Source organism: Azospirillum isscasi (assembly GCF_030849505.1).
In the GTDB taxonomy this organism is placed as follows: Bacteria; Pseudomonadota; Alphaproteobacteria; order Azospirillales; family Azospirillaceae; genus Azospirillum; species Azospirillum isscasi.
This window is the reverse complement of the sequence record NZ_JAUJFI010000088.1, coordinates 1-23,886: the sequence shown is the minus strand read 5'-3', so window position 1 is coordinate 23,886 and position 23,886 is coordinate 1. Positions and strand designations below refer to the sequence as shown.

At 67.6% G+C, this 23,886-nt stretch carries 17 protein-coding genes; 1 reads left to right on the top strand and 16 read right to left on the bottom strand.

Going from position 1 to position 23,886, the window contains the following annotated elements; translation table 11 throughout:
- From QSG27_RS17380 to QSG27_RS17370, 3 genes are all read right to left on the bottom strand, one after another.
- A partial coding sequence (locus tag QSG27_RS17380) for an ATP-binding protein (RefSeq protein ID WP_306708284.1) occupies positions 1-2,333 on the bottom strand: 2,333 nt, incomplete at its 3' end.
- A 13-nt stretch (positions 2,334-2,346) separates the two neighbouring features.
- On the bottom strand, positions 2,347-3,984 hold the full coding sequence (locus QSG27_RS17375; protein WP_306708282.1) for an ABC transporter substrate-binding protein: 1,638 nt from the start codon (positions 3,982-3,984) through the stop codon (positions 2,347-2,349).
- 268 nt (positions 3,985-4,252) lie between these two features.
- Positions 4,253-6,133, bottom strand: a complete 1,881-nt coding sequence (locus tag QSG27_RS17370; protein WP_306708281.1) for an ATP-binding protein — start codon at positions 6,131-6,133, stop codon at positions 4,253-4,255.
- A 210-nt stretch (positions 6,134-6,343) separates the two neighbouring features.
- Between QSG27_RS17370 and QSG27_RS17365 the strand changes: the two genes are divergently transcribed.
- The gene (locus QSG27_RS17365; protein ID WP_306708280.1) at positions 6,344-7,363 is read left to right on the top strand and encodes a chemotaxis protein CheB; all 1,020 of its coding nucleotides are present in this window, start codon (positions 6,344-6,346) and stop codon (positions 7,361-7,363) included.
- Positions 7,364-7,410: 47 nt separating this feature from the next.
- Here QSG27_RS17365 and QSG27_RS17360 read toward each other — a convergent pair whose 3' ends face one another.
- The 13 genes from QSG27_RS17360 to QSG27_RS17300 all read right to left on the bottom strand — a co-directional run.
- A complete protein-coding gene (locus QSG27_RS17360) occupies positions 7,411-9,684 on the bottom strand; it encodes a CheR family methyltransferase (protein WP_306708278.1) in 2,274 nt (757 codons plus the stop codon).
- Positions 9,685-9,776: 92 nt separating this feature from the next.
- Complete coding sequence (locus QSG27_RS17355) at positions 9,777-10,346, bottom strand: hypothetical protein (RefSeq protein WP_306708276.1); 570 nt, start codon at positions 10,344-10,346, stop codon at positions 9,777-9,779.
- Entirely contained in the window at positions 10,343-13,438 is a 3,096-nt protein-coding gene (locus QSG27_RS17350; protein ID WP_306708274.1) for an efflux RND transporter permease subunit, read from the bottom strand. The genes QSG27_RS17355 and QSG27_RS17350 overlap by 4 nt, the downstream gene beginning before the upstream one ends.
- A complete protein-coding gene (locus QSG27_RS17345) occupies positions 13,435-14,535 on the bottom strand; it encodes an efflux RND transporter periplasmic adaptor subunit (RefSeq protein WP_306708273.1) in 1,101 nt (366 codons plus the stop codon). The genes QSG27_RS17350 and QSG27_RS17345 overlap by 4 nt, the downstream gene beginning before the upstream one ends.
- 49 nt (positions 14,536-14,584) lie before the next feature.
- Positions 14,585-16,060 (bottom strand): GntP family permease, encoded by a 1,476-nt coding sequence (locus tag QSG27_RS17340; protein WP_306708271.1) that lies wholly within the window; start codon positions 16,058-16,060, stop codon positions 14,585-14,587.
- A 24-nt stretch (positions 16,061-16,084) separates the two neighbouring features.
- On the bottom strand, positions 16,085-17,368 hold the full coding sequence (locus tag QSG27_RS17335; protein ID WP_306708270.1) for a patatin-like phospholipase family protein: 1,284 nt from the start codon (positions 17,366-17,368) through the stop codon (positions 16,085-16,087).
- Between the two features lie 23 nt (positions 17,369-17,391).
- The gene (locus QSG27_RS17330) at positions 17,392-18,858 is read right to left on the bottom strand and encodes an alpha/beta hydrolase (RefSeq protein ID WP_306708269.1); all 1,467 of its coding nucleotides are present in this window, start codon (positions 18,856-18,858) and stop codon (positions 17,392-17,394) included.
- Between the two features lie 707 nt (positions 18,859-19,565).
- Positions 19,566-20,141, bottom strand: coding sequence for an aminoacyl-tRNA hydrolase (gene pth / locus QSG27_RS17325; protein WP_306708268.1), 576 nt, complete (start codon positions 20,139-20,141; stop codon positions 19,566-19,568).
- A gap of 106 nt (positions 20,142-20,247) precedes the next feature.
- Complete coding sequence (locus QSG27_RS17320) at positions 20,248-20,859, bottom strand: 50S ribosomal protein L25/general stress protein Ctc (RefSeq protein WP_306708266.1); 612 nt, start codon at positions 20,857-20,859, stop codon at positions 20,248-20,250.
- 172 nt (positions 20,860-21,031) lie between these two features.
- On the bottom strand, positions 21,032-21,967 hold the full coding sequence (locus QSG27_RS17315; RefSeq protein WP_306708263.1) for a ribose-phosphate pyrophosphokinase: 936 nt from the start codon (positions 21,965-21,967) through the stop codon (positions 21,032-21,034).
- 199 nt (positions 21,968-22,166) lie between these two features.
- Positions 22,167-22,649, bottom strand: a complete 483-nt coding sequence (locus QSG27_RS17310; protein ID WP_306708261.1) for a bacteriohemerythrin — start codon at positions 22,647-22,649, stop codon at positions 22,167-22,169.
- A gap of 117 nt (positions 22,650-22,766) precedes the next feature.
- Complete coding sequence (pgeF, locus tag QSG27_RS17305; protein ID WP_306708259.1) at positions 22,767-23,534, bottom strand: peptidoglycan editing factor PgeF; 768 nt, start codon at positions 23,532-23,534, stop codon at positions 22,767-22,769.
- Between the two features lie 28 nt (positions 23,535-23,562).
- On the bottom strand, positions 23,563-23,886 hold a 324-nt coding region (locus QSG27_RS17300; RefSeq protein WP_306708257.1), incomplete at its 5' end, for an SAM-dependent methyltransferase.

Sequence of the window (23,886 nt, the reverse complement as noted above, 5' to 3'; positions counted from 1 at the left end):
CGCCCGGCGCCGTCGATGCCGATGGCGACCACGCGGGCGTCGTCCACCGCCACCGCCGGAGCCGCCGCCGCTTCGGGGCGCGGGCAGTCGGCGGAGGGGGCGGCCACCGCGAAGGGCAGCTCGAACCAGAAGGTGGAGCCCTCGCCGAACACCGACTCCACGCCGATGCCGCCCCCCATCATGCTGCACAGCTTGTGGCAGATCGTCAGCCCCAGCCCGGTGCCGCCGAAGCGGCGGGAGGTGGAACTGTCGGCCTGTTGGAAGGGCTGGAACAGCTTGGCCCGCTGCTCCCCGGTCAGGCCGATCCCGCTGTCGGCCACGGCGAAGCGCAGCATCACCCCGCCATCCCCCGCCGGAAGCGGTTCGGTGGTCACCGTCACCGCGACGCCGCCCTTTTCGGTGAACTTGACGGCGTTGCCGATCAGGTTGATGAGGATCTGGCGCACCCGCGTCGGATCGCCGGTCAGCCGGTCGGGAACCCCCGGACCGACATCGACGGAGAGTTGCAGGCCCTTCTCCTCGATGCGCCCGGCCACCAGTTCCGCCGACTCCTCGACCACCTCCAGGGGGGAGAAGGGGACGGATTCGATCTCCAGCTTGCCGGCCTCGATCTTGGAGAAGTCCAGGATGTCGTTGATGATGATGAGCAGCGCCTGGGCCGACGACCGGATGACGCCCAGCATGCCGTGCTGCTCCTCCGTCAGGTCGGTCTGGTCGAGCATCTCTGCCATCGCCGTCACGCCGTTCATCGGTGTGCGGATCTCGTGGCTCATCACCGCCAGGAAGGAGGACTTCGCCCGCGTCGCGTCCTCCGCCTGGTTCTTGGCCTCGTGCAGGGCGGTTTCCCGCTGGGCGATCTCGGTGACGAAATGCTGCACCGAGCGGGCCATGGCCCCGACCTCGTCCTGGCGCCCGGTGTCCACGATATCCCCGGTCAGCGGATTACCCGCCAGATGGACCATCTGCCGCCGCAGGCGGTCCAGCGGGCGGGTGATCGAGCGCGCGGCGTAGAAGGCCCCGGCGATCGCCAGCAGCAGGCCGGCGGTGGCCCCCAGCACCAGGGCGGTCCGCAGGAAGGCCCCGATGGTCTCGGCGTTGCTGCGGAAGACGTCGTTCAGTGCGCGGGCGCCCGACGCCATCTCCTTCGCGTCCGCGTCCATCCGGGCGATCATCAGCTCCTGGCGGCTCAGCCCCTGGCGCACCTGATCCAGGCTTTCGCGCCAGCCGGCCACGGCGGACATCATGTCGCCGCGGACCAGCGGCGGCAGCGACATGCGGCCGATCTGCTCCTCCACCGCCGCGCCGTCGGTGATCAGCGCGATGGTCGCGCCGATGTCGCGGTGGCCGACCGCATCGGCGGTGCTGTGCGCCAGCTTCAACACGGCGATGGTCACGCTCTGCGCCTGCTGTTCGGTCTCGTTGGCCGACACGGCGTGGGCGGTGAGTTCGGTGACCTCGTTCAGCGTGGCGGCGTAGGCCGTGCCGTAGATGTTCAGGATCTGGTCGATGCGCTTTTCCAGCTCCTGCGCGCTGTCCCGGATGTCGCCGCCCTCCATCAGGGCGCTGGAAACCTGCGAGACCGCCGCGATGATGCGCTTCTGGCCCCGGCTTCCGCGGCCCTCGCTGGCGGCGGCCCGCGCCAGTGCCTCCTCCAGAGCCTCCGCGCTGTTGGTCAGGCGCAGCATCAGCACGCCGGTGTCGTGCGTCTGGCCCCCCTGCGTTTGGGCCTGCGACAGCCGGGCCGCCTCGTGCCGCCACAGCCCGGCCAGCGCGGCGTAGATGCTGCGGGCGTTGTCCAGCACGTCGCGGTGCAGGTTGAGCCGGCGGTCGGACTCCGCCACCGTCTCGGCATAGCCGAGGTTGGCGAGGTGCTGGCGCTGGCGGGCGGCGTCGGTGATGTCGATCAGCCGGGCCGCCTGCTGGGCCATGGCGCCGATCAGGGAGTCGTTCTGCTCCGTGACGGCCTTCAGCTCCTCCATCTGCGTGGCGTAGCGGTCCAGGATCCGCCGCGTGTCGCGGACGGCGGCCTCCAGCGCGTCGTCCTCGGTGGCGGCGGCCAGGGCGTCGAGATGGCGGCGCGCCTCGCCGGTGTGGGCGTCGAACCGGGTGGCCTGCGCCCCGCGCCGGCTGGCCGCCATGTTCAGGTAGTCGGAGCGCGCCGCCTCCGCCCCCAGCAGTTCGCGGTAGATCGTCCCGGCGGTGACGACCGAGCCATGGGCGCGGTCGGACTGTTGCAGCAGGAACCACGCGACGATGGCGATGGCCGCCGCCACCAGCACCGGCATGCCGCCGACCGCGGCGATGCGCTGGGCGATGTTGGTGCGGATCGTCACCTCATGCCGCCGGTCACTGGGCCAGATCGACGTGGTGGAAGAGGTGGAGGCCGAAGGGGTTCATCTGATAGCCCCTCACCTCCTCGCGCAGCACCATGAACACCATGGAATGGGCCAGCGGCAGCCACGGCGCCTGATCTTTGAAGATCTCCTGCGCCTTGTGGTAAAGCGCGGTGCGCTTGGCGACGTCGGTGGTCTGCTTGGCCTCGATGATGATGCCGTCGAAGGCGCGGTCGCACCATTTGCCCATGTTGCCGCCGCCCTTGCGGGCGCCTTCGCAGCTCAGCAGCGTGTAGAGGAAGTTGTCCGGGTCGCTGTTGTCGCCGGTCCAGCCGATCATGCCCGCCTGGTGGTCGCCGTTCATCAGCCGCTTCATGTAGACCGACCAGTCGTCGGTCACCAGCGTCGCCTTGATGCCGACCTGGGCCAGATCGTTGGCCATCATCTCCGCGGCGCGCTTGCCGGCGGGCATGTAGGGCCGGGCCACCGGCATGTGCCACAGCTCCAGCTCGAAGCCGTTGGCGTGGCCGGCCTCGGCGAGAAGCTGGGTCGCGCCCTTGGGGTCGTAGGGGATGTCGGCGATGGCGTCGTTGTAGCCCCAGCTCGTCGGCGGCAGCGGGTTCTTGGCGGTGCGTCCGGTGTCGCCGTAGATGGCGTCCACCAGCGTCTCCTTGTCGATCGCCATGCTGATCGCCCGGCGCACCCGCACGTCGTCCAGCGGCTTCTTCTCCACGTTGAAGGTGAGGAAGGCGACGTTGTAGCCCTCCTGCCGGAGCAGGGTCAGCGACGGGGTGCTTCGGATCTTCGGCAGGTCGGCCAGATTGGGGTAGGGCATGACGTGGCATTCGCCGGCCTGCAGCCGGTTCAGCCGGACCGTGGCGTTGGGGGTGATGGCGAAGACCAGATTGTCCAGCGGCGGGCGCCCCGCCCAATGCCCCTCGAACGCCTTGTACTGGAGCAGGCTGTCCTTGCGGTAGGAGAGAAGCTGGAACGCCCCGGTGCCCACCGGTTCCAGGTCGAACAGGTCGGGCGTGCCGCGCCTGGCCATGGTGTCGGCGTATTCCGCCGAGGTGATGGCGGCGAAGACCATCGACAGGTTGGCGAGGAACGGCGCCTGGGGCCGGTTGAGGGTGAAGCGCACCGTCAGCTCGTCCACCGCCTCGATCGACTTCAGGATCGAGCCCATGGACAGGTCGTTGAAGTAGTTGTAAGCGCCGTTTCCGACCGCGTGGTACGGGTGGTCCTTGCGCCACTGCCGGAAGAAGCTGAACAGCACGTCGGCGGAGGTCAGCGTGCGCGTGGGCGTGTAGCCCGGCGTGTCGTGGAAGCGCACGCCGGGCCGCAGTTTGAAGGTGTAGACGGTGCCGTCCGGCGAGATGGTCCAGGATTCCGCCAGCGCCGGCACGATGGTCTTCGTCGCCGCGTCGAAGCGCACCAGCGTGTCGTAGGCGTGCAGGATCGCGTCGAAGCTGGTGTTGGTGCGGGCCAGCGCCGGGGCCAGATTGTCCGGATTCCCTTCCGAGCAGAACACCAGCGTCGAAGCCGCCTGTGCCGGACGCGGCGCTCCCGCGCCGGCCAGCGTCGCGGCCGCCGCGATCAGGAGGAGTCCACCCAGCCGGGCCAAGCCCTTCGTCACCGTATCCGCCTTCACGACGCCGCGCCCTCCTCTACGGAAAAAGCGTTCAAACCTTAACGAATTTAAGGACATTATCGCAAAGGGGGGCTTCTGCGCAATTGAAGATGGCGCACAGGCAACAATTGTTGCGCGATGGAGGTTGTCAAATTGCGCCCGGCGCGCTTGTTTTGTGCGTTGGCCTGCCGGGGATGCCGGCGCGGACTTGGGGAGGCGTCACCCCGCGTCGTGGAATGCGCCGTGAAATGTTCGGAGCGTCCTGCGGTGACCGCTCTCGTAACCCTTGTCAGGAATGCATCACCTCACTCAGCGCCCCGGCCAGATCGGCGGGCAGCACCGGCTTGTGCAGCAGGCGGCAGCCGAGCGACATGGCCTCGCGCAGCCGTTCCGGGGCGGTGTCGCCGGTGATGATGACCCCCGGCACGGGCCAGCGCCGGCGCACCAGCTCGACCACCGAGCGACCGGAATCGCCGCCCGGCAGGCGATAGTCGGTCAGGACCACATGCGGGCGCCGCATGCGGGGCAGGATCGCGGCCAGCTCCGCCGTCGAGGAGACGGCGACCACGTGCAGCCCCCAGCGCCTCAGCATCAAGGTCATGCTGCGGCGGACCTGCTCGTCGTCCTCCACCAGCAGCACCGTGCGCCCCTTCAACCGCAGCTCCCGGTCGGCGCCCGGGGCCGGGAGCGCCGCGGGGCCCGCCTCGTGCCGGCGGGCGTAGGGCACGGTCACCGAGAAGACCGAGCCCGATCCGACCCGCGACCGCAGGACCACCTCCACCCCCAGCAGGCGGGCGATCCGCGACACGATCGACAGCCCCAGCCCGAACCCCTGCGTGGCGTTGCGCTCCGGGTTGTTGAGCTGGCGGAACTCCTCGAAGATGGCGTCGCGGGCGTCTTCGGGGATGCCCGGCCCGTTGTCCCACACCTGGAATTCCACGCCGTTCGCCCGGTGGCGGCAGCCGACCAGCACCCGGCCGCCGCCCTTGCCCTTGGGCCGGCCATGCGCGATGGCGTTGGACAGCAGGTTGCGCAGCAGCCGTTCCAGAAGATGCGGGTCGGTGGACACCGGCGTGCGGCTGGTCCGGCAGCGCAGCTCGATGGACGACGCTTCCGCCACGCCGCGGAATTCCTCGGCGAGCCGGCCCATCAGGGCCTCGGGCACGAAGTCGGTGACCGACACCTCGATGACGCCGGCCTCCAGCCGGGACAGGTCGAGCAGCCCGCTCAGCATGCCGTTCAGGCTGTCGATGGACGCCTTCAGCCGGCTGACCGATTCCCGGGCGACCGGGTCCGCGCCGACCGACCCGAACAGGACATGGGCGTAGAGGGCCGCCGCCTGGATCGGCTGGCGCAGGTCGTGGCTGGCGGCGGCGAGAAACTTGGTCTTGGCCCGGTTCGCCGCCTCCGCGGCCTCCTTCGCGCGCTCGAGCTGCTCCTGCTCTTTCTTCCGCTCCGTCACGTCCCGGAAGATCACGGCGATGCGCCGCTGCTCGGGAGCGCCGACCCTGAAGACGTAGAAGTTGATCCACTTCTCCAGCGGTGCCGCGTAAAGCTCCGTCCGCACCGATTCCCCGTCGCGCGCCGCCCGGCCGAACACCTCGTACCAGTACGCTTCGAAGGCCGGGCTGATCTCCGTCAAACGCCGTCCGACGAAATCCTCGCCGGCCGTCCGCCGCGCCGCGGGGTTCATTTCCAGATAGAGGACGTCCACCGGGCGGTCGCCGTCGAACAGCACGTCGGCGAGGAGAAAGCCCTCGTCCATCGTCTCGAACAGGGTGCGGAACCGCCGCTCGCTCTCGGCGAGCTGGGCCGTGCGCTCCTCCACCCGCTGTTCCAGCTCCACGTTCGTCTGTTCCAGCTCCGCGCTAAGCACCTGAAGCTCCTCATAGGAGGTCTGGAGCTCTTCCGACAGGTGGGTCTCGTCCCGGCGGAGGACGCTCAGCCGCCGGTCGGAGTCGGCCAGGGCGTCGAGCAGCTCCGCCCGGCGGGATTCGGACAGGGCGAGGCGGCTCCGCAGCGTGGCGATCTCCTCCCGCTGCGCCTTCAATTCCTCCTCCAGTTGAACCCGGTCGGCGGCGAGAAGACGGACTTCCTCCTGCGCGTCCTCCGCCGTCACCAGAGCCTGTTCCAGGCTCCGGTCCAACTCCGAGACGCGCCGCCGCAACATTTCGCGTTCAGGATCGCGCGTATCATTCCCGGTACCGACGGATGCCGATTTCGCCACGCTCCCTCCTCTTTTCGGGAACGAATGATCGCACAGCCTGCTCAACAGTGCGCGTGTAGAAAAGTGATAGAACCAAAGCCGGAATTTCCTGTCCGCGGCGCTGTTGTCCCTGTGCAAGCAGAAACTTGCACGCAGAAACCGTTGTTGCCGGCGATGGAAAAAAGGAACGTCCTGGTTATCGGTGCTTCCGCCGGCGGCATCGCCGCCCTGCGGAGGCTGTTCGCGGCGATGCCGCGCGATGTGACGGCCACGGTCTTCGTCGTTCAGCACATCGGCGCGACGCAGAGCGTGCTGCCAACGGTTCTGTCGCGCGCCGGATGGCTTCCCGCCTTCCACCCCCAAGACGGGGAACCGGTGCGCGCCGGCTGGATTCACGTCGCTCCGCCCGACCGCCATCTGCTGGTCAGGAACGGCAGCGTGCTGGTGCGGCGCGGCGCGCGGGAAAACCGCTGCCGCCCGGCCATCGACCCGCTGTTCCGTTCGGTGGCGGTCGCCTATGGTGCGCGGGTGGTGGGGCTGATCCTGACCGGCACGCTGGACGACGGGACCGCCGGGCTGCGCGCCGTGAAGCGGTGCGGCGGGTTCACGATGGTGCAGGACCCGGAGGACGCGGAATGGCCGAACATGCCGCGCAACGCCATGCGGCATGTCTCCGTGGACGCCTGCGCCCCGCTGTCCGACCTGCCGGCGCTGCTGGCCCGCCTTCTGGGTGAACCGCCCGGACCCGCGGTGCCGGTTCCCGCCGACATCGCGACCGAGGCGCGCATTTCCGAGAACGAGTTCGACGCGGTGCCGGAGTTGACCGCCGCCGTCGGTCGGCCGAGCACGCTGAGCTGCCCCGAATGCGGCGGCAATCTGGTGGAGATCGAGGACGGCCCGCTGCTGCGCTTCCGCTGCAAGATCGGCCATGCCTACGGCCCCGCGGCGCTGGCCGACTCCCATCGGGAGTCGATCGAACAGGCCATCTGGGTCGCCCTGCGCACCCATGAGGACCGCGTGATCATGTTCCATCGTCTGGCCGACCGGGCCCGGGAGCACGGGCACGCGATCGTCGAGGCCAACTGGACCCGGGCGGCGCGGGAGGCCGAGCGGACCGTCGCGATGCTGAAGGAGGTCCTGTCCCACCAAGGCCAGGAACTGGCGGGCGGCATGGCCGCCGAAGGGGAGGATTGACGGGGCGGTTTGCCGGAATGAAGCGCCGGACCGGTTCCGCCCGCGCCTTACTTCACCGCCGCCTTGTCGCCGCCCCCCGCGCCCAGATGCTGGCGTTCTGTGGTGTCGTGCACGATGGCGACCAGGATCGGAGGCCGCTCCTTCCCGAAAAGCTGGAGACAGACCTCGACCGGGTAGGGGCCGCGGTGGCTGCCCTCCATCACCGTTTCGAAGACCACCTCCATCTTGGCGCCGGACAGGAGCGGGGCGACGAGGGTCCGGAACCGTTCGGCCGACACCTCGGGCATCAGGTCGTGGACGGCCAGCCGCTTCAGATGGTCCAGCTTGTAGCCCAGCTTCGTCTCGGCCCCGCGGTTCACCAGAAGGAAATGGAAGCTGGCGGGGTCCAGGAAATAGACCTCGTTCAGGGATTCGCCGATGATCCGCCCGAGATGGCCGGCGAAGGCTTCGGTCCGGGTTTGTTCGGTGACGTCCTCGATGATCAGGACGACGCCGTGCGTCTCACGGGCCTCGTACAGCAGCGGCGAAAGCCGGACCCGGCAGGTCACCGCACGGCCACGGCGGTCCACGGCGGTCAGCACGACGGGCGGCTGCGGCGCCTCGTTCCGCAGGACGCCTTCCAGGTCGGCGCGGAGCCGCTGCACCGGCAGGCCGATGTCGAGGTCGAGAAAATATTCGTCCTGCGCCTCCTCGGCGCGCAGGCCCCACATGTTCTCGCCCCAGCGGTTCCAGGAGCGCACGCACAAATCCTGGTCCAGAACGATGATGCCCACGTCCATGCTGCGCAGGATCGATTCCGAGTAGCGGCGGAACTCCCCGGATTCCTCGCCCTGGCGGCGCAGCTCCTCGTTGGCGACCTCCAGCTCCTCGTTGGCGGAGCGCAGCTCCTCGTTCATGGTCTCCAGTTCCTCGTTGGTGGACTGGAGTTCCTCGTTGGTCGTCTCCAACTCCTCGTTGGTGGACTGAAGTTCCTCGTTGGTGGTCTCAAGCTCCTCGTTGGAGCTTTGCAGCTCCTCGATTGTCGTCTCCAGGCTCTCCTGCGCGGCCTCCAGTTCCTGCTGCACCTGGAAGTGCCGGCTGGTGTCGGTGAAGCCCAGCAGCGTGGCGAACGGCTTGCCGTCGCGCCCGTAGAGCAGGGAGATCTCGATGGTCAGGCGCATCGGCTCGCCCGGCGGGCGGGTGAACTCCTGATGCTCGATGCGCGCCATGCGCCCGGTCTTCTGCACCTCCTCGATGCGGGAGCGCAGTTCCGCCGGGCGGTAGGAGATCGCCAGATCCTGGAACGGTCGCCCGATGTCGATCTCGCCGATGTCCAGAAGCCGCCGGGCCATGGCGTTGGCGAAGACGAGGATGCCCTCGCCGTTGACCGAAAGGTAGGCGGTGGCGCTGCTGTCCACGATGCCTTCCATCAGGCGGCTCTGGAAGCTCTGCCGGTGGTTGCCGTGCTCCGGCGCGATGGTCAGGCTGCCGGCCAGGCTGCGCCGCCATTCCTGGGGCACCTTGCGGAAGATGCGGCTCTTCAGGTTCACCGGCTCGAACATCTTGGAGCGGGCAAGCTGCGTCTCCGCCTTGCCGAGGAACAGGACGCCGTTGTTGCTCAGCGCGTAGTGCAGGCGGGGCAGGACGATGTTCTGGGTTTCGCTTTCCAGGTAGATCAACAGGTTGCGGCAGACCAGCAGGTCGATGCGCGAGATCGGGGCGTCGGTCACCAGATTGTGGCGCCCGAAGATCACGCATTTGCGCAGGTCGCGCTGGAAGACATAGTGATTGCTGGTGCGCTCGAAATACCGTTCCAGCAGCGGCGACGGCACAGTCTCCACGTCGCGCGGGGAATAGATGGCGTGCCGGGCGGTGTTCAGAGCCGCGTCGTCGAGATCGGTGGCGTAGATCTTCACCCGGTTGATGAAGGTTTCCTTGCCCAGCGCCTCCGCAAACAGCATGGCCAGGGAGTAAGGCTCCTCCCCCGACGCGCAGCCGGCGCTCCAGATGCGGATGGGGCCGTCGTCGCGCTGCGCCAGGATCTGCGGCACGACCTCCTTCCTCAGCGCGTCCCATGCCTCGGTGTCGCGGAAGAAGGACGTCACATTGATCAGAACGGTGTTCAAAAGATGGATGAATTCCTGCGGATCGGCCTCCAGCAGGCCATGGTAGGTGGCGAAATCATCGCAGCCGGCCTCCTCCATCCGGCGGCGGATGCGCCGTTGCAGGCTGGTGCGCTTGTAGCCGCGGAAATCGAGTCCCCGGCTTTCCTGGATGTAGCGGATCAGCGCCTCGAATTCGGGATCGTCGGATTCCTTGGCGCTGGTTTCTTTGCTGGACATGGCGGCCACGCGGCTTGAAGAGAGCGCCATCATACCGGCATGGCGGCGTCGGCCTCAACCCGCAGGGATGCGGCCCGCTGCGGGCCGGATCGCTAGGAATGATCGCACACAACGACTTCGGCGGATGAGAGGCGAAGAAAAAGCTGCTGACGGCGGCGCTTCTCCGGTGGCAGCAGCTCGTAAAGAAAGGTTTCGATGGGTTTCCAGACCGAGACCCAACCAAGGATGACGAAGCTCTCCTGCAAAATCCGGGTCATCGGGCGGGCCGGAAGATTGTTGGAAATCTGCCAAGCAAGGAAAAGGCAGATTGACAGCACCACGAAGCCGATCAAGGCCGCCTGACGCCACGTCCGGATCGATTCGCTCATCCTTTTCGCCTCGCCGGCGGCACAGGCGGCGAAATGGCCGGTCAGCGCGGCGGCGACGTCGAATGGCGGGGACCGCGTCATTTCCCCGGCCGGAAGATGGATGACGATGCGAACCGGTTGGTTCCTGGGCTGAGCCTTCACGCGCCTCAGGAAATACTCCTCGGCGCTTGCCGTCAGACGGCCTTCGCGGAAGGGCGACGGATCGACGCTGTCGAACAGTTGCGACAGGCGGCTGAGCCTGACGTCGATGGCATCGCTCTTCATTTCCACCCGCATCGTCAACTCCGCGTTCAAGACCGAACGTCCCGGGGCGGCCGCACCGTCGACGGCGGAACCGGAGCTGGCCTGCACACCGCTTCACGGCTGCCGAACCACGCCACGTAGAGCGTCGGAAGGAAGACGAGCGTCAGCAGTGACGCGACGAGAAGGCCGCCCATGATCGCGAAGGCCATCGCACCCCAGAACACGGTGAAGGCAATGGGGATGAGCCCGAGTATGGTGGAGGCGGCGGTCAGCATGATCGGGCGGAACCGGGAGCCGCAGGCTTCGATCACGGCGTCCGGGATGGCGCGTCCGGCGGCCCGCTCCGCCTCGATCTGCTCAATCAGGATCACCGCGTTCTTCGCGATCATGCCAACGAGCGCGAGGACCCCAAGGATGGCGACGAAGCCGAGCGGCTGGCCGGACGCCAGCAACGCCAGCACGACGCCGATCAGACCGAGCGGCACCACGCTCAGCACGACCGCCAGGCGCTGGAAGCTGCGGAGCTGGATCATCAGCACGGTCAGCACGAGGAGCAGCATCAACGGAATGACGGCGAAGACCGACGCGCGGCTTTTGGCGCTTTCCTCCGCGATTCCGCCGACCTCGATGCGGTATTCCGGGGGCAGGGTGGCCGACAGGTCGGCGATCCGGGGCGCCAGGGCTTCGATGGCGGATTCCGGCAGGGTGCCGGGCGCCACGTCCGCCTGAAGCGTCAGGGTCGGTTGCCGGCCCCGCCGCCAGACCAGCGGGAGATCCTGGGCGTAGCCGAAGGACGCCAACTGGTTCAGCGGAACGCTTCGTCCGTTCGGCAGGGACACCGGCAGGCTGCGCAGCGTTTCCACCGACAGGGTCTGCCCACGGGCGTCCCGTGCCAGAACGTCGATCAGGTAGATCCCGTCGCGGATGGGCGTGACGGCGCTTCCGGAGACGGCGGCGTTCAGCATCCCGGCAACGGCGGCCGAACTCAAGCCCAGGCGCCGTGCCTCGTCCTGGTCGATCCGCACCCGCAATTTGCGGGCCGTCTCCATCCAGTCGAAGTTGATCCGCCGCGTCTCGGGAAAGGTCGCGACGACCTGCGCGAGCTTCAGCGCGATCTCGCGCACCTCGCCCGGGTCCGGCCCGACGACGCGGTACTGGAGCGGCCATCCCACGGGCGGCCCGAGTTCCAGCGGGTAAACCCGGGTGACGGCGTTCGGAAACTCCTCGGCCAGCCGGGTCTCCAGCCGGGATTGCAGCCGTTCGCGCGCCGCGACGTCCTTGGTCACGATCACGGCCTGTCCGACGAAGGGGTTGGCGAGCTGGACGTTCAGCGGCAGGTAGAAGCGGATCGCTCCGCGCCCGGCATAGCTGCTCCAGCGCGCAACCTCCGGCTCGTTCGCCAGCAGGGCGTCGAACCGCTCGACCGCCTCGCGCGTGGCGTGGATCGAGGCGTTCTGCGGCAGGCGAAAATCGACGAGAAGCTCGACGCGGTCCGACGGCGGAAAGAACTGCCGCGGAACCAGCCCCAACGCCAGGATCGCGGCGACGAACAGGCCGGCCGTCGTCGCGATCGTCAGCCCGCGGGCCTGGATCGCGGCGCCCAGCACGCGGCGGTACAGCCGCAGCACGGGACCGGGCTCCCCGCCTTGCCCAGGCTTGGGCGGCCGCAACAGCAGCATGCCCAGGACCGGTGCGAAGACGGTCGCGACGAGCCACGACGCGATCAGCGCGATGCCCACGACGGCGAAGATGGAGAAGGTGTATTCGCCGGCGGAACTTTGCGCGAATCCGATGGGCACGAAGCCGGCGATGGTCACCAGCGTGCCGGACAGCATCGCCATGGCCAGCGCCTTGTAGGCGTACACGGCGGCGACCTCCTTCCGGTCGCCGGCGGCGAGCCGCCGGGTCATCGCATCGACGGTGGTCATGGCGTCATCCACCAGCAGGGCAAGCGCGATGATCAGCGCGCCCAGCGAGATGCGCTGCAGGTCGATGCCGAGCAGATCCATCACGGCGAAGACGATGGCCAGCGTCAGCGGAATGGTGATCGCGACGACGGTGCCCGCGCGCCGACCGAGGGCGATGAAGCTGACGATCAGCACGATCACGACGGCCTGCCACAGCGACGTGATGAAGTCGGAGATCGCCTCGTCCACGGTGCGCGCCTGGTCGGCCACCAGATGCGCCTCGATCCCCATCGGCAGGCCGGCGCCGATGCGTGCCATCGCCGTTGAAACATTTCGGCCAAGCGCGAGGATGTCGCCGCCCGGACGCATCGCGATGGCGACGCCGATGGCCGGGGCGCCGTTCACCCGAAACAATGGCTGGGGCGGATCGGCGAGGCCGCGGCGCACCTCGGCCAGATCGCGCAGGCGCAGCATGCGCCCGCCGGCGACGAAATTGACGTCGAGGATGTCCTGCTCCGACGCGAAGGCGCCCGAGACCTGAAGGGAGAGGGCCTCCTTGCCGGTGCGCAGCACGCCGGCCGGGCGCACCGCGTTCTGCGCCTGAAGCGCGGCGATCAGGGCGCCCGGCTCGACCCCCAGGCCCGCCAGCGTCTCCAGAGAGAAGTCCACGTAGACGCGCTCGTCCTGCTCGCCCAGAAGCTCGATCTTCGAAACGTCCGGAATGAGCAGCAGGCGCGAGCGGATGTCCTCCACGGCGTCGCGCAACTCGCGGTGTGTGAATCCGTCGGCGGTGAAGCCATAGATGATGCCGAAGGTGTCGCCGAAATCGTCGTTGAATCCGGGGCCGAGAACGCCCGGCGGAAGCGTGTGCCGCATGTCGCCGACCGTCTTGCGCACTTCGTACCAGGTGTCGCTCACCGTGCGGCCATGGGCGCTTCCCACCAGATCGACGAAGATCACCGTCGTACCGGGAACCGTGTAGCTGCGCAGCGTGTCGAGGTTCGGCACCTCCTGCAGCGTCCGTTCGAGCCGCTCGGTCACCTGCTGGAGCGTTTCATCCAGGGTGGCGCCCGGCCACTGCGCCTGCACCACCATGGTGCGGATGGTGAAGGCCGGATCTTCCGCCCGGCCGAGCTTCAGGAACGCGACGGTTCCGGCCAGGACGACCCCGATCATCAGGAAGAGGACCAGCGAGCGGTTCCGGATCGCCCATGCGGAGAGGTTGAAACCGCTCATGGCCCGGCCCCGAGGATGCGGACCTTCTGACCCGGACGGAGCGCCTGCACGCCCGCGGTGACCACGATCTCGTCGGCTTCGAGGCCGCGCGCGACGATGACGCGGGCGAGGTCGTAGCGTTCGAGGTCGATGTTGCGCAGCGCGACGATGCCCGTCGCCTGATCGACGACCCAGACCGCCGGCTGCCGGTTCGCCTGGGTCAGGGCCGTGGCGGGGATCTCGACCCCCCCGACGCCGCCGGCCTGGATCGACCCGTTGACCGTCGAGCCGAGGCGCATCGTGTCGGGCGGGTCCTGAAGGCCGACCCGAACCGTGAAGGTGCGGGTCACCGGGTCGGCCTGCGGTGCCACCTCGCGGACGCGGCCGATGGCCTGCACGGTGGGGTCGGAGGTCAGCGTCACCGTGACGACGGGGTTGGCGGGTGCGGTCCGGATCACCGATGCCGGCACGTCGAAGACGGCGTCGCGCCCGTCCCGGCGGGCCAGATGCACGATCATGCGGCCAGCCGCCACCACCTCGCCCGGCTCGGCGCCGCGGGCGATGACCGTACCGGGGCCGTCGGCCACCAGCTCCGTGTAGCCCAGACGGTCCTGTGCGGTGTCGAACTGCGCCTGCGCCGAATCGACCTGCGCCGCGGCGGCCTTCAGGGCCTGCGCCGCCGCGTCGTAGCGCGCACGGGTGGTCCAGCCCTGGCCCAGGAGGGTTTCCTGCCGCTCGTAGTCGTTGCGCGCCAGCGTCTGCTGCCCCATGGCGGCGTTCAGATTCGCCTGCGCCGTCCTCAGGGCGTTGCGCGCGGGTTCCGGGTCCAGACGGGCGATCACTTGCCCCGCTTCGACCGGGTCGCCGACATTCGCCAAGCGCTCGATCATCCGTCCGTCGATGCGGAACGAAAGGCTGACCTCGTCCTGCGCCTGGATCTGGCCGGACAACGATAGGGTCTCGCCGCCCTCGTGCCTTTCGACCGTCACCACCCGCACGGGGCGGACCGGCTCCGCGGCGGGTTCCTCGTCGGAACCGCATGCCGCGAGCAGGATCGACGGTGCGACGGCGAGCAGCGCCCATCGGCGGCGTGCGCGTTCGGCTCGATTGCAATTCATGGGCTTCCCCGTTTTTGCGGCGTCCGGCGATCCCGATTTGACGATTTCCCTAGATTCCGAGGCGCTTGAACAGGGTGGCCAGAACGATCAGAACAACCAAGGCGAGCATCGGAATGGCGGTGGCGACGACGAAGACGTCGCCGTAGGAGTCACGGTGGTTGAGCCTGCAGACGGCGAGCAGCGTGATGACGGCGCCGTTGTGCGGCAGCGCGTCGAGCGCGCCCGAGGCGACCGCCGTCACCCGGTGCATCACGTCGAGCGAAAAGCCGGACGCCTGCGCCATGCCCACGAAGTTCGGGCCAAGCGTATCGAGGGCGATGCTCATGCCGCCGGACGCCGAGCCGGTGATCGCGGAAAGAACCGTCACGGACGCCGCGACCGACACCAGGGGGTTGCCCCCGCCGATGGCCAGGATGGCTTGGCTGATCGCCTCGAAGACCGGAAGGGCGGCGACCACCGCGCCGAAGCCGACGAGGCTCGCGGTGCTGAAGATCGGCAGGACCGAGGCGTCGGCGCCCTTGTCCAGGCTGGTGCGCAGATCGACCAAGCGGTTCCGGTTGGCGGCGACGAGCAGAAGGATGGCGAGGAACAGCGCCACGATGACCGCCCACACGCCGCGCACGGCCTCGATGGTCGTGGCCCCGAACCGCGGTTCGGCGAGGAAGGCGGTGTCCATCCGGGGGGCGACGACCTGGATGAACAGGAAATTGCTGGCGATGACCACGACGACCGGCAGCACCGCCAGCGCCGCCGGTGGCAAGCTTTCCGTGTCGGCGTGTTCTCGCGGGGTGGGCTCGGCGGAGAATTCGGCAATGTCGAACCCCTCGCACTGCGCACGTTCGCGCATCGCGCGGTCCAGCACCGGAGTGCTGTCGACATGGTCGCCGTACCCCTCGCCGGAGGCTCTCGCGGCGGCGGCCCGGCGGTCCAGCCACAGAACCCCCAGAACGAACATCACGAGCCCGGTGACGATCCCGAGGCCCGGCGCGGCGAACGCCGTGGTGCCCAGGAAGGGCATCGGGATCGCGTTCTGGATCGCCGGCGTTCCAGGCAGGGCCGACATGGTGAAGGTGAAGGCGCCCAGCGCAAGGGCGCCCGGTATCAGCCGCTTCGGGATGTCGGCGTTGCGGAACAGGGCGGCGGCCACGGGGTAGATCGCGAAGGCGACGACGAAGGCCGAAACGCCGCCGTAGGTCAGGACGGCGCAGCACAGCACCACCGAAACGATCGCGCGGTCCGGCCCCAGCCGGGCGCTGACCAACCGGGCGAGGGACCGCGCCGACCCCGTGTCGTCCATCAGCTTGCCGAAGATCGCCCCCAGCATGAACAGGGGAAAGAAGGAGATGATGAAGGACCCGGTGTTGGTCATGAAGATCTGGGTGTAGGCGCCGAGGATCGGCAGGCCGCCGGTCAGCAGGGCCGCGAGCAGCGCGGCCGCCGGAGCCGCGATCAGCAGGGTCACGCCGCGATAGGCCAGGACGATGAGCAGCGCGAGCGCGGCGAGGACGGAGGCGAGATCGAACATGGCGGTGGCTCCGTGGCGACCTTCTCAGGACGCTCCCTGCGATGGAGGTTGGGTCGGTTCGGGGTAGCGCGCGTCGTATGGATAGCGGAGGAAGTCCTTGCCGAGCCTCCGCCAGTCCGCCAGCCACCGTTCGGTGACGGTTCGCCCTTCCTCGCGAAGCGTCGCGAAGTAGTCCGGGCAGCGGTTGAACTTCGAGGTGTGCTTGAGACCCCAGGCGGTGTCGCGGGTCATCTTGATGGTCCGGACCGCGACGATCTTGTGGTTGTCCAGCGGCGGGCGCTCGTTCCCGTAGCGCTCGATCCATTGATTGACCGTCATGATGGCGTCCAACTCCTGGTTGAGCGACAGGTTGCCGGCCAGATCGTTCTCCCGGTCCCGGATGTCCTCGAGACCGATGTTCGGTGAGGCGGGATGGAACTCCTGGGGGTTGATGCGCACGATCCAGACCTCGTCCGGCTTTTCGTCCTTCACCCTGGCGTCGAGAAGGTCGCGCACCGGGGGGTTGCGCGAATACAGGCCGTCCCAATAGTACCCGTTGCGGGTGACGGTCCGGCCCGGTGTGCAGGTCGGAAACACCATGCCGGGGATGACCTGCGCGGGCAGAACCTCCGGAAGCGTCCCGGACGCCGCCACCCCTTCCAGCGAGATCGCCCGGCGCATGCGCCAGCGGGTGATGTCGTATTGGCTGATTTCCCGGCCGTCCGGCCTCAGGCCCATCTGTTCGAGGGTCTTGTTGGAGTCGAACACCTCGAAATTGCCGCTGAGCACCTCGATGGCGCCGGCGAGAATCCGGATGTCGGCTTCGGCCACCCGCGGCCAATCGATCGCCTCGAAATCCGGACACAGGTCCTTCAGCAACTCCGTGAATCCAAGATACTGCCGGCGCGCTCCCATCATGTTGAGGCCGGCCACGCCGAGTTTGCCGCCGGTGGAATAAGGGTTGGACGCCGGCAGCGGCAATCCCTGCGATTTCCACTCCAGCAAGGCGGCGACCAGATGGTTGTGGGCGGTCTCGGCCGGGGTGGTCGCGGCGAAGGTCGTCCAGAGGAAGTCCAGGCGCTCGATCGCCTTGCCGATGCTGCCGCACGCCGCGTCGGCGGTGTTCGGGGCGAGGCCGTACCACGCCGCCAGCGCGCACAGCGCGCCCGCCGACGTGCCGCTGAGCGCGACGATGTCGAAGGTGTCGCCGTTCCGCGGGTTCTCATCCCAGATCCGCTTCGTCATCAGGATGGTTCTCAGGACGCCCCAGGTGAACGCCGCGTGCGTTCCTCCCCCTTGGCAAGCGATCGCGACCCTCTTGGTGGGCATGTCCTCACCGCCTTCCTGTGTGTCTAGGGAGATTGGTCGTTGGGCGACGGGTGGCTCGGCTCCTCCCCGGACGTTTCCCGTTTCAGGGTTTCCTCGATCCGCTCCCGCAGGTACGGGAAGAAGGGGTTGGACGACATGCGGAGCAGGGCATCCATGCTGACGATCAGCGCTCCACGCTCTCCCCGAGCGGCCACCGCGCCCAGATGGATGCCGAAATCCTCGTCGGCGTCGGGGTGCAGGCCGTAAAGGGAATCGGTCGTCGGGAATGGAAGGGCGACGTGCGAAAGCGAATAGACGTCGAATGGATAAACCAACCCCAATTCCTGCACCTGTTCCGTCTCCGCGCCGGCCTCCATCGTTCGCGCCACCACGTCGGTGCGCTCCGGATCGGCGTTGGTGATGATCGTGGTCCTGAACCGGCGGGGCGGATCGGGCAGGATGCGCGCCAGCATGGTGTCGGACGCCGAACTCAGGAGCGGGCCGAACTTGGTGTTGCGGTTCACGTCGAACAGCACGAGTTCGCTGCCGTTGGCGGGCAGGTGGGCATACAGTCCCGACAGGATTGCGCGCGTGCTGACGGTGAAATCCATCACCGATTGGAAGGTGAGGACCGGGGCCAGACCGTCCAGCCTGCCACCCGCGCGGCTGGCGATCCTGTTCTGAAGAGCCGAGGTCAGCAGATGCGACTGCCGCGCCCCGTTGACCGGAAACGAGTTGTACTTGAAGGGGTTGAATTCCGGCACGACGCTGAGCCAGGCGGCTTTGGCGAATGGGGGGAAGATCGCGGGCAAGCCGGCCAGACCGGCGAAACGCGCGAATGCGGTGATCCCGATCATCGGCGAAATCAGAATGATGCGGTCGGGACGCTTCAGCCGGGCCTCGTCGAGGGTGTCGAGCGCATACATCAGAGCAAGCGCGCCGCCGTTCGAAAACCCGACCACATGGAACGGTTGGTCCGGAGCGATGCGCCGCTGTGCTTCCCGTGCCGCCAAGCGGGTGGCCGCCAGCCAATCCTCCCATTCGATGTCCGTCAGGCCAGCGGGAACCGTGCCGTGCCCGGGCAACCGGATGGCGATGGCGACGAAGCCGTACGCTTGATAAAGGCGGGCGATGTGACGAAGGCTGTAAGGTGAGTCGGTCAAACCGTGAAGGAACAGCACCGCTCCTTTGACAGGGCCGTTGGGCTCAAGCACGTAGGAGCGGTTCCAGTCCTGGGCGAACTGCCCGGGGTAGATGGGACTTCCATCGAAATACCGGTTGACCGGAATGCGCTCTTCCGGAGGCAGCTTCCGGGTGACCTCTGCCCGTACGCTGTCGAAGATGGCGGCCTCAGCCTTCAGGTAGTCGGTCCAGTCGCTGCTCTCCAGATCCTTCTTGTGCAGTTCCTGTGGTGAAAAGGTGTGCCAGATTTCAAGCGGCAGGCCACGTTGCGAGTCGTAGGCGCGCACAAGAAGCAGAACCACAGCACCCACGGTGAGCAGCGCGATCACTCTCCTTGTAATTTTCCATGCCCATAGTTTCATGAAGACATGACTTTCGAATTCGGAGGATTCGCTCAACTGCCGAAAATTAGGGAAACCCGTTCAAAGGCGCCTCGACCCATAAAGCCCGATGCGTGGCAGAACACGCCCATGCTGATGGTTGTCTTGAAGACTCCCTTGCGCAGGTGGGCGATCAAGTCATCGCGAGCGGTTTCATAGGAATCACAAGGCAATAATCATGCCGCCCCGTGATCGGGTGTGCCCAGATTATACGAATGGTTTTTGCGATGAAAGACTACCATATTGATTAGTCCGGGCATCTATTGCGAGTTATGGCCTTTCACTCTATTTATGGCAGCCATTTCGGCAACAAATGCTTGTTGACCACTCAATTTAGGCATGTCCAACGCCGTTCCATGGCTGAACGATAGGTGCGGTCAGTGTGGCGTAACTGCCCGCGGATCTCCTCGGCATCGTCCGCACAGTCGGGCAGCAGGAAGAAGCGCCATTCGATGCCCGGCAGAAGTGGCGCAGCCGCCCCGTTTTCAGGCCCCACAGGCGGTGCGTGCGGCCGGAGGGGGGACCCGCTCTCCCGGACGGTAAGCCAGGGCTGTCGGTCGGCCCCACGCCCCTTGCCGGGCTATGAGGTCACTTTACGCAATGTGCGTGTGTTTTTGTCCGGTGCGACGCTCCGTTCCGCACGGACACGGAAAACCTCACTTGGCGGGGGCGGTCGCCAAGGTGACCTTGTTCATGAAAGTCTCGGCCTGACCTTTCACGACCAGGGGGAAGGCGTCGGCCACGGCGTCGATCAGCGGATCGAGCCAGCTCTGCTCGGCCTTGGCGAAGTCGTGCAGCACATAGCCGCTGACCCGGTCCTTGTCGCCGGGATGGCCGATGCCCAGGCGGATGCGCCAGTACTCCTTGCCGACATGCGCGTCGATGGAGCGCAAGCCGTTGTGCCCGCCGTGCCCGCCGCCCTTCTTCACCCGGATCTTGCCGGGGGGAAGGTCCAGCTCGTCATGGATGACGACGAGATTCTCGGGCTTCAGCTTGAAGAACTGGAGTGCGGCGGCGACCGACTGGCCGGACACGTTCATGAAGGTCAGCGGCTCCAGGGCGATCACCTTCTCGCCGCCGACCGTGCCGTCGGCGGTCTGGCCCTGGAAGCGCTTGCGCCAGGGGCCGAAGCCGTGGCGGCGGGCGATCTCCTCCACCGCCATGAAGCCGATGTTGTGCCGGTTGCGCGCGTATTCGGCGCCAGGGTTGCCCAATCCCACCAGCAGCAGCATGGCGAACTTTCCTCATCTCGAAACGGCGGAAGCCGGAAACGAAACAGGGGGCCGAAGCCCCCTGTCGCAACGCTGAAGCGTCGCAAGCCCTCAAGCCGGCTTCCGATCAGGAAGCGGCGGCCTCGGCGCCCTCGGCCTCTTCGGACTTCAGGCCCGACGGGGCGACGATCGTCGCGATCGTGAAGTCGCGGTCGGCGATGGTCGAGGCCACACCCTCCGGCAGCTTCACCGAGGAGATGTGGATCGAATCGCCCACGTCGTAGCCTTCGCAGGAGATCGTGATGTGCTCCGGGATGTTGCCGGCGGAGACGGTCACGTCCAGCTCGTGGCGGACGATGTTCAGCACGCCGCCGCGCTTCAGGCCCGGCGACTTGTCCTGGTCCACGAATTCGACCGGAACCTGCACGTGGGTGCGGGTGTCGGCGGAGACGCGCAGGAAGTCGACGTGCAGCGGGACGTCGGTGACCGGGTGGAACTGCACGTCGCGCGGCAGGACCCGGTGCGTGGCGCCATCGACCGTGATGTCGAACAGGTGCGTGAAGAAGCCCGGCTGGTTCAGGACGCGGGTGAACGCGAACTTGTCCAGCGAAATCATGATCGGGGCCTGCTTGCCACCGTAGATCACGGCCGGAATACGGCCATCACGACGGGTCTGGCGGGCGGTCCCCTTGCCGGCCCGGTCGCGCGCTTCGGCGCTGAGCGGAACGATCTGCGTCATCGGATGAACTCCTTGAACGGAAAAAAGCGCCAGCCTCCAGGGGTGCTGACGCGTGGGCGCGGTGATTAAGCCATGCCGGGCGCCGCGTCAAGAAAAGAGTCGGCGATGCCCCGCCATGAAAAAAGCCCTTCCCCCGCGAAGGGGAAGGGCTTTCCGTTTGCAATCGGGCGCCTTACGAGAACAGGCTCGACACCGAACGCTCCTCGCTGATGCGGGAAATCGCGTCGGCCAGCAGCGGGGCGATGGTGAGCTGGCGGATGTTGCGGGACACGCGCACCGCCTCGGTCGCCTGGATGCTGTCGGTGGTGACGAGCTGCTCCAGCGGCGACACCGCCACGCGGGCCACGGCACCGCCGGACAGCACGCCGTGGGTGCAATAGGCGTGGACCGACTTCGCGCCGGCGTCCATCAGGGCGACCGCGGCGTTGCACAGCGTGCCGCCCGAATCCACGATGTCGTCCAGCAGGATGCAGCGGCGGTTCTTCACGTCGCCGATGATGTTCATCACCTCCGACACGCCGGCGCGCTCGCGCCGCTTGTCGATGATGGCGAGATCGGCGTCCAGCCGCTTGGCCAGCGAGCGGGCGCGCACCACGCCGCCGACGTCCGGCGACACCATCGTCACCTCGCCGATGTCCTCGAAGGTCGCGCGGATGTCCTTCTCGAACACCGGGGCGGCCATCAGGTTGTCGGTCGGGATGTCGAAGAAGCCCTGGATCTGGCCCGCATGCAGGTCCATGGTCAGCACGCGGTTGGCGCCGGCCTGGGTGATGAGGTTGGCGACCAGCTTGGCCGAAATCGGCGTGCGCGGGCCGGTCTTGCGGTCCTGGCGCGCATAGCCGTAGTAGGGGAGGACCGCCGTGATGCGCCGGGCCGACCCGCGACGCAGGGCGTCGATGGTGACCAGCAGCTCCATCAGGTTGTCGTTGGCCGGGAACGACGTCGACTGGACCACGAACACGTCCTCGCCGCGCACGTTCTCCAGGATTTCGACGAACACCTCCATGTCCGAAAAACGGCGGATGCTCGCTTTGGTCAGCGGCACGCCGAGACAGGTGGAGATGGCCTCGGCCAGCGGACGGTTGCTGTTGCCGGCAAGCACCTTCATCGCAGTCGGCTCTCTCTGCAGGGAATAGGTTCCGGTGCGCCCGTCAGTCCCATGCCGACGCCGCCCCTTGAAAACGCGGCGGACCATAACAAAGGGCCGCACCTATGTAAACGTTCCATGACGGGCGGTCCAAGACGCCGCAGCCAGCCGGCCCTGCGAATCCCGCATGGCGCAAGCGTGGCCGCAGGCGCCCCCCGCATCACCGCACCGCGAACTTCGCAAGGTAGGATTTCATGGGCAGATCGGCCTTCGCGAAATGGTCGAAGAACCAGAATTGCAGCAGTTCGTCCGCCTTGCTCTTCACATAGCCGTATTCGAAGGCCGACTCGCCGGCGTCCACCTGCCCGATGATGTCGTCCAGCAGGGCGGCCAGCCGGCGGTGTTGCGCCTTGTGCTCCTCCAGATGCGGATAGTGCATGGACGCCTGCACCCGTTCCTCCCGCAGGAAATGGCGGACCGAGACGCGGCGCAGCTCGTTCAGCAGGGCCAGCGCCTGCCGGCGTCCGGAGTCGTCGCCGGGCAGCCCGACGAAGCGGCGGATCAGCTCGTGCTGCACCCGGTGGTCGGCGTCCAGATCGCCGTTGTCGAGCACCATCCGCCCGCGGCGCCATTCGCCCCGCTGCGGGTCCTCCCGATGCGTGTCCCTCTGGTGCACGTCCCCCTGGTTCAGGTCCATCGTCATGCCGGCCTCCCTTCCCCGGAACGCCCTCCCATTGGTTGCGATCTTACCCGAAATCGGTAGTTCTGCAATCTGTCAGAGGTAACAACAATTTCAGAGTGGGGATATTCCTTTTCGCCTTCAGCCCTGCAGGACGATGGCCGACAGGCCGCGCCCGTAGTCCGTCTCGCCGCGCAGGCAGGAGCGGCGGTAGCTGAAGAAGCGGTCCTCCTCCACCACCGTGTCGTTGGGGCAGCGCTGGATGATCTCCACCCCGGCGTCGCCCAGGCGGCGGGTGACGTAGCCGGCCAGATCGAACAGGAAATGCTCGGGCCGGCGGGCCGGCGCGAAATAGTCGCGGTTGCGCGGGTCTTCCGACAGGAAGGGGGCGGGGAATTCCGGTCCGACCTCGTAGGAGCGCTGGGCGATGCACGGGCCGATGGCGGCGACGATGCGCTTGCGCTTGGCCCCCAGCTCCTCCATGCGCTCGATGGTCGCCTCCAGCACGCCGCCCTTGGCGCCCTTCCATCCGGCATGGGCCGCGCCGATCACGCGGGACTTCTCGTCGGCGAACAGCACCGGGGCGCAGTCGGCGGTCAGGATGCCCAGCGCGATGCCCGGACGGTCGGTCGCCATGGCGTCGGCGTGGGGCGCCCGATCGGGCGTCCAGGGCTCGGTGACGGCGACGCAGGTCGGGCTGTGCACCTGATAGCAGGTGATGAGGCGTTCCGGCGGCACGTCCATCCGGGCGGCGGCGCGCGCGCGGTTCTCCGCCACGGCGGCGGGCGCGTCCCCGGACCCGAAGCCGGCGTTCAGCGAGGCGTACAGCCCCGTCGACACGCCGCCGGTGCGGGTGAAGAAGGCGTGTCGGATGTGGGTGATGTCGTTCAGCGCGCCAAGCGTAATCACGAACCCGTCCCTTTGCTGTCGCTGTCTCTTATTGTGATGCCTGTTCAGGGCTTTCGAAGCCCGCCGGCGCCCCTAGGCCAGGCGAGGCGAGGGCCAGAACCTTGAAGAGGGTGCCCATTTGGTCCGGCGCGATCAAGCGGGCCAGTGCGGAGTCGATGTCGGCGGCCTGCTTCGCGGTGGCGCCGCGCTTCAGCGCGGCGGCGCGCGGCTGGATGCCCAGCCGGACCAGCCAGTCGCCCTGGTCCACCGGCCCGAAGCTCTCCGCCCCGCCGTCCCGCGCGGCGGCGGCGATGGCGGCGAAGTCCACATGGGCGGTCAGGTCGGCCTCGCCCGGCGACTCCAGCACCGGGGC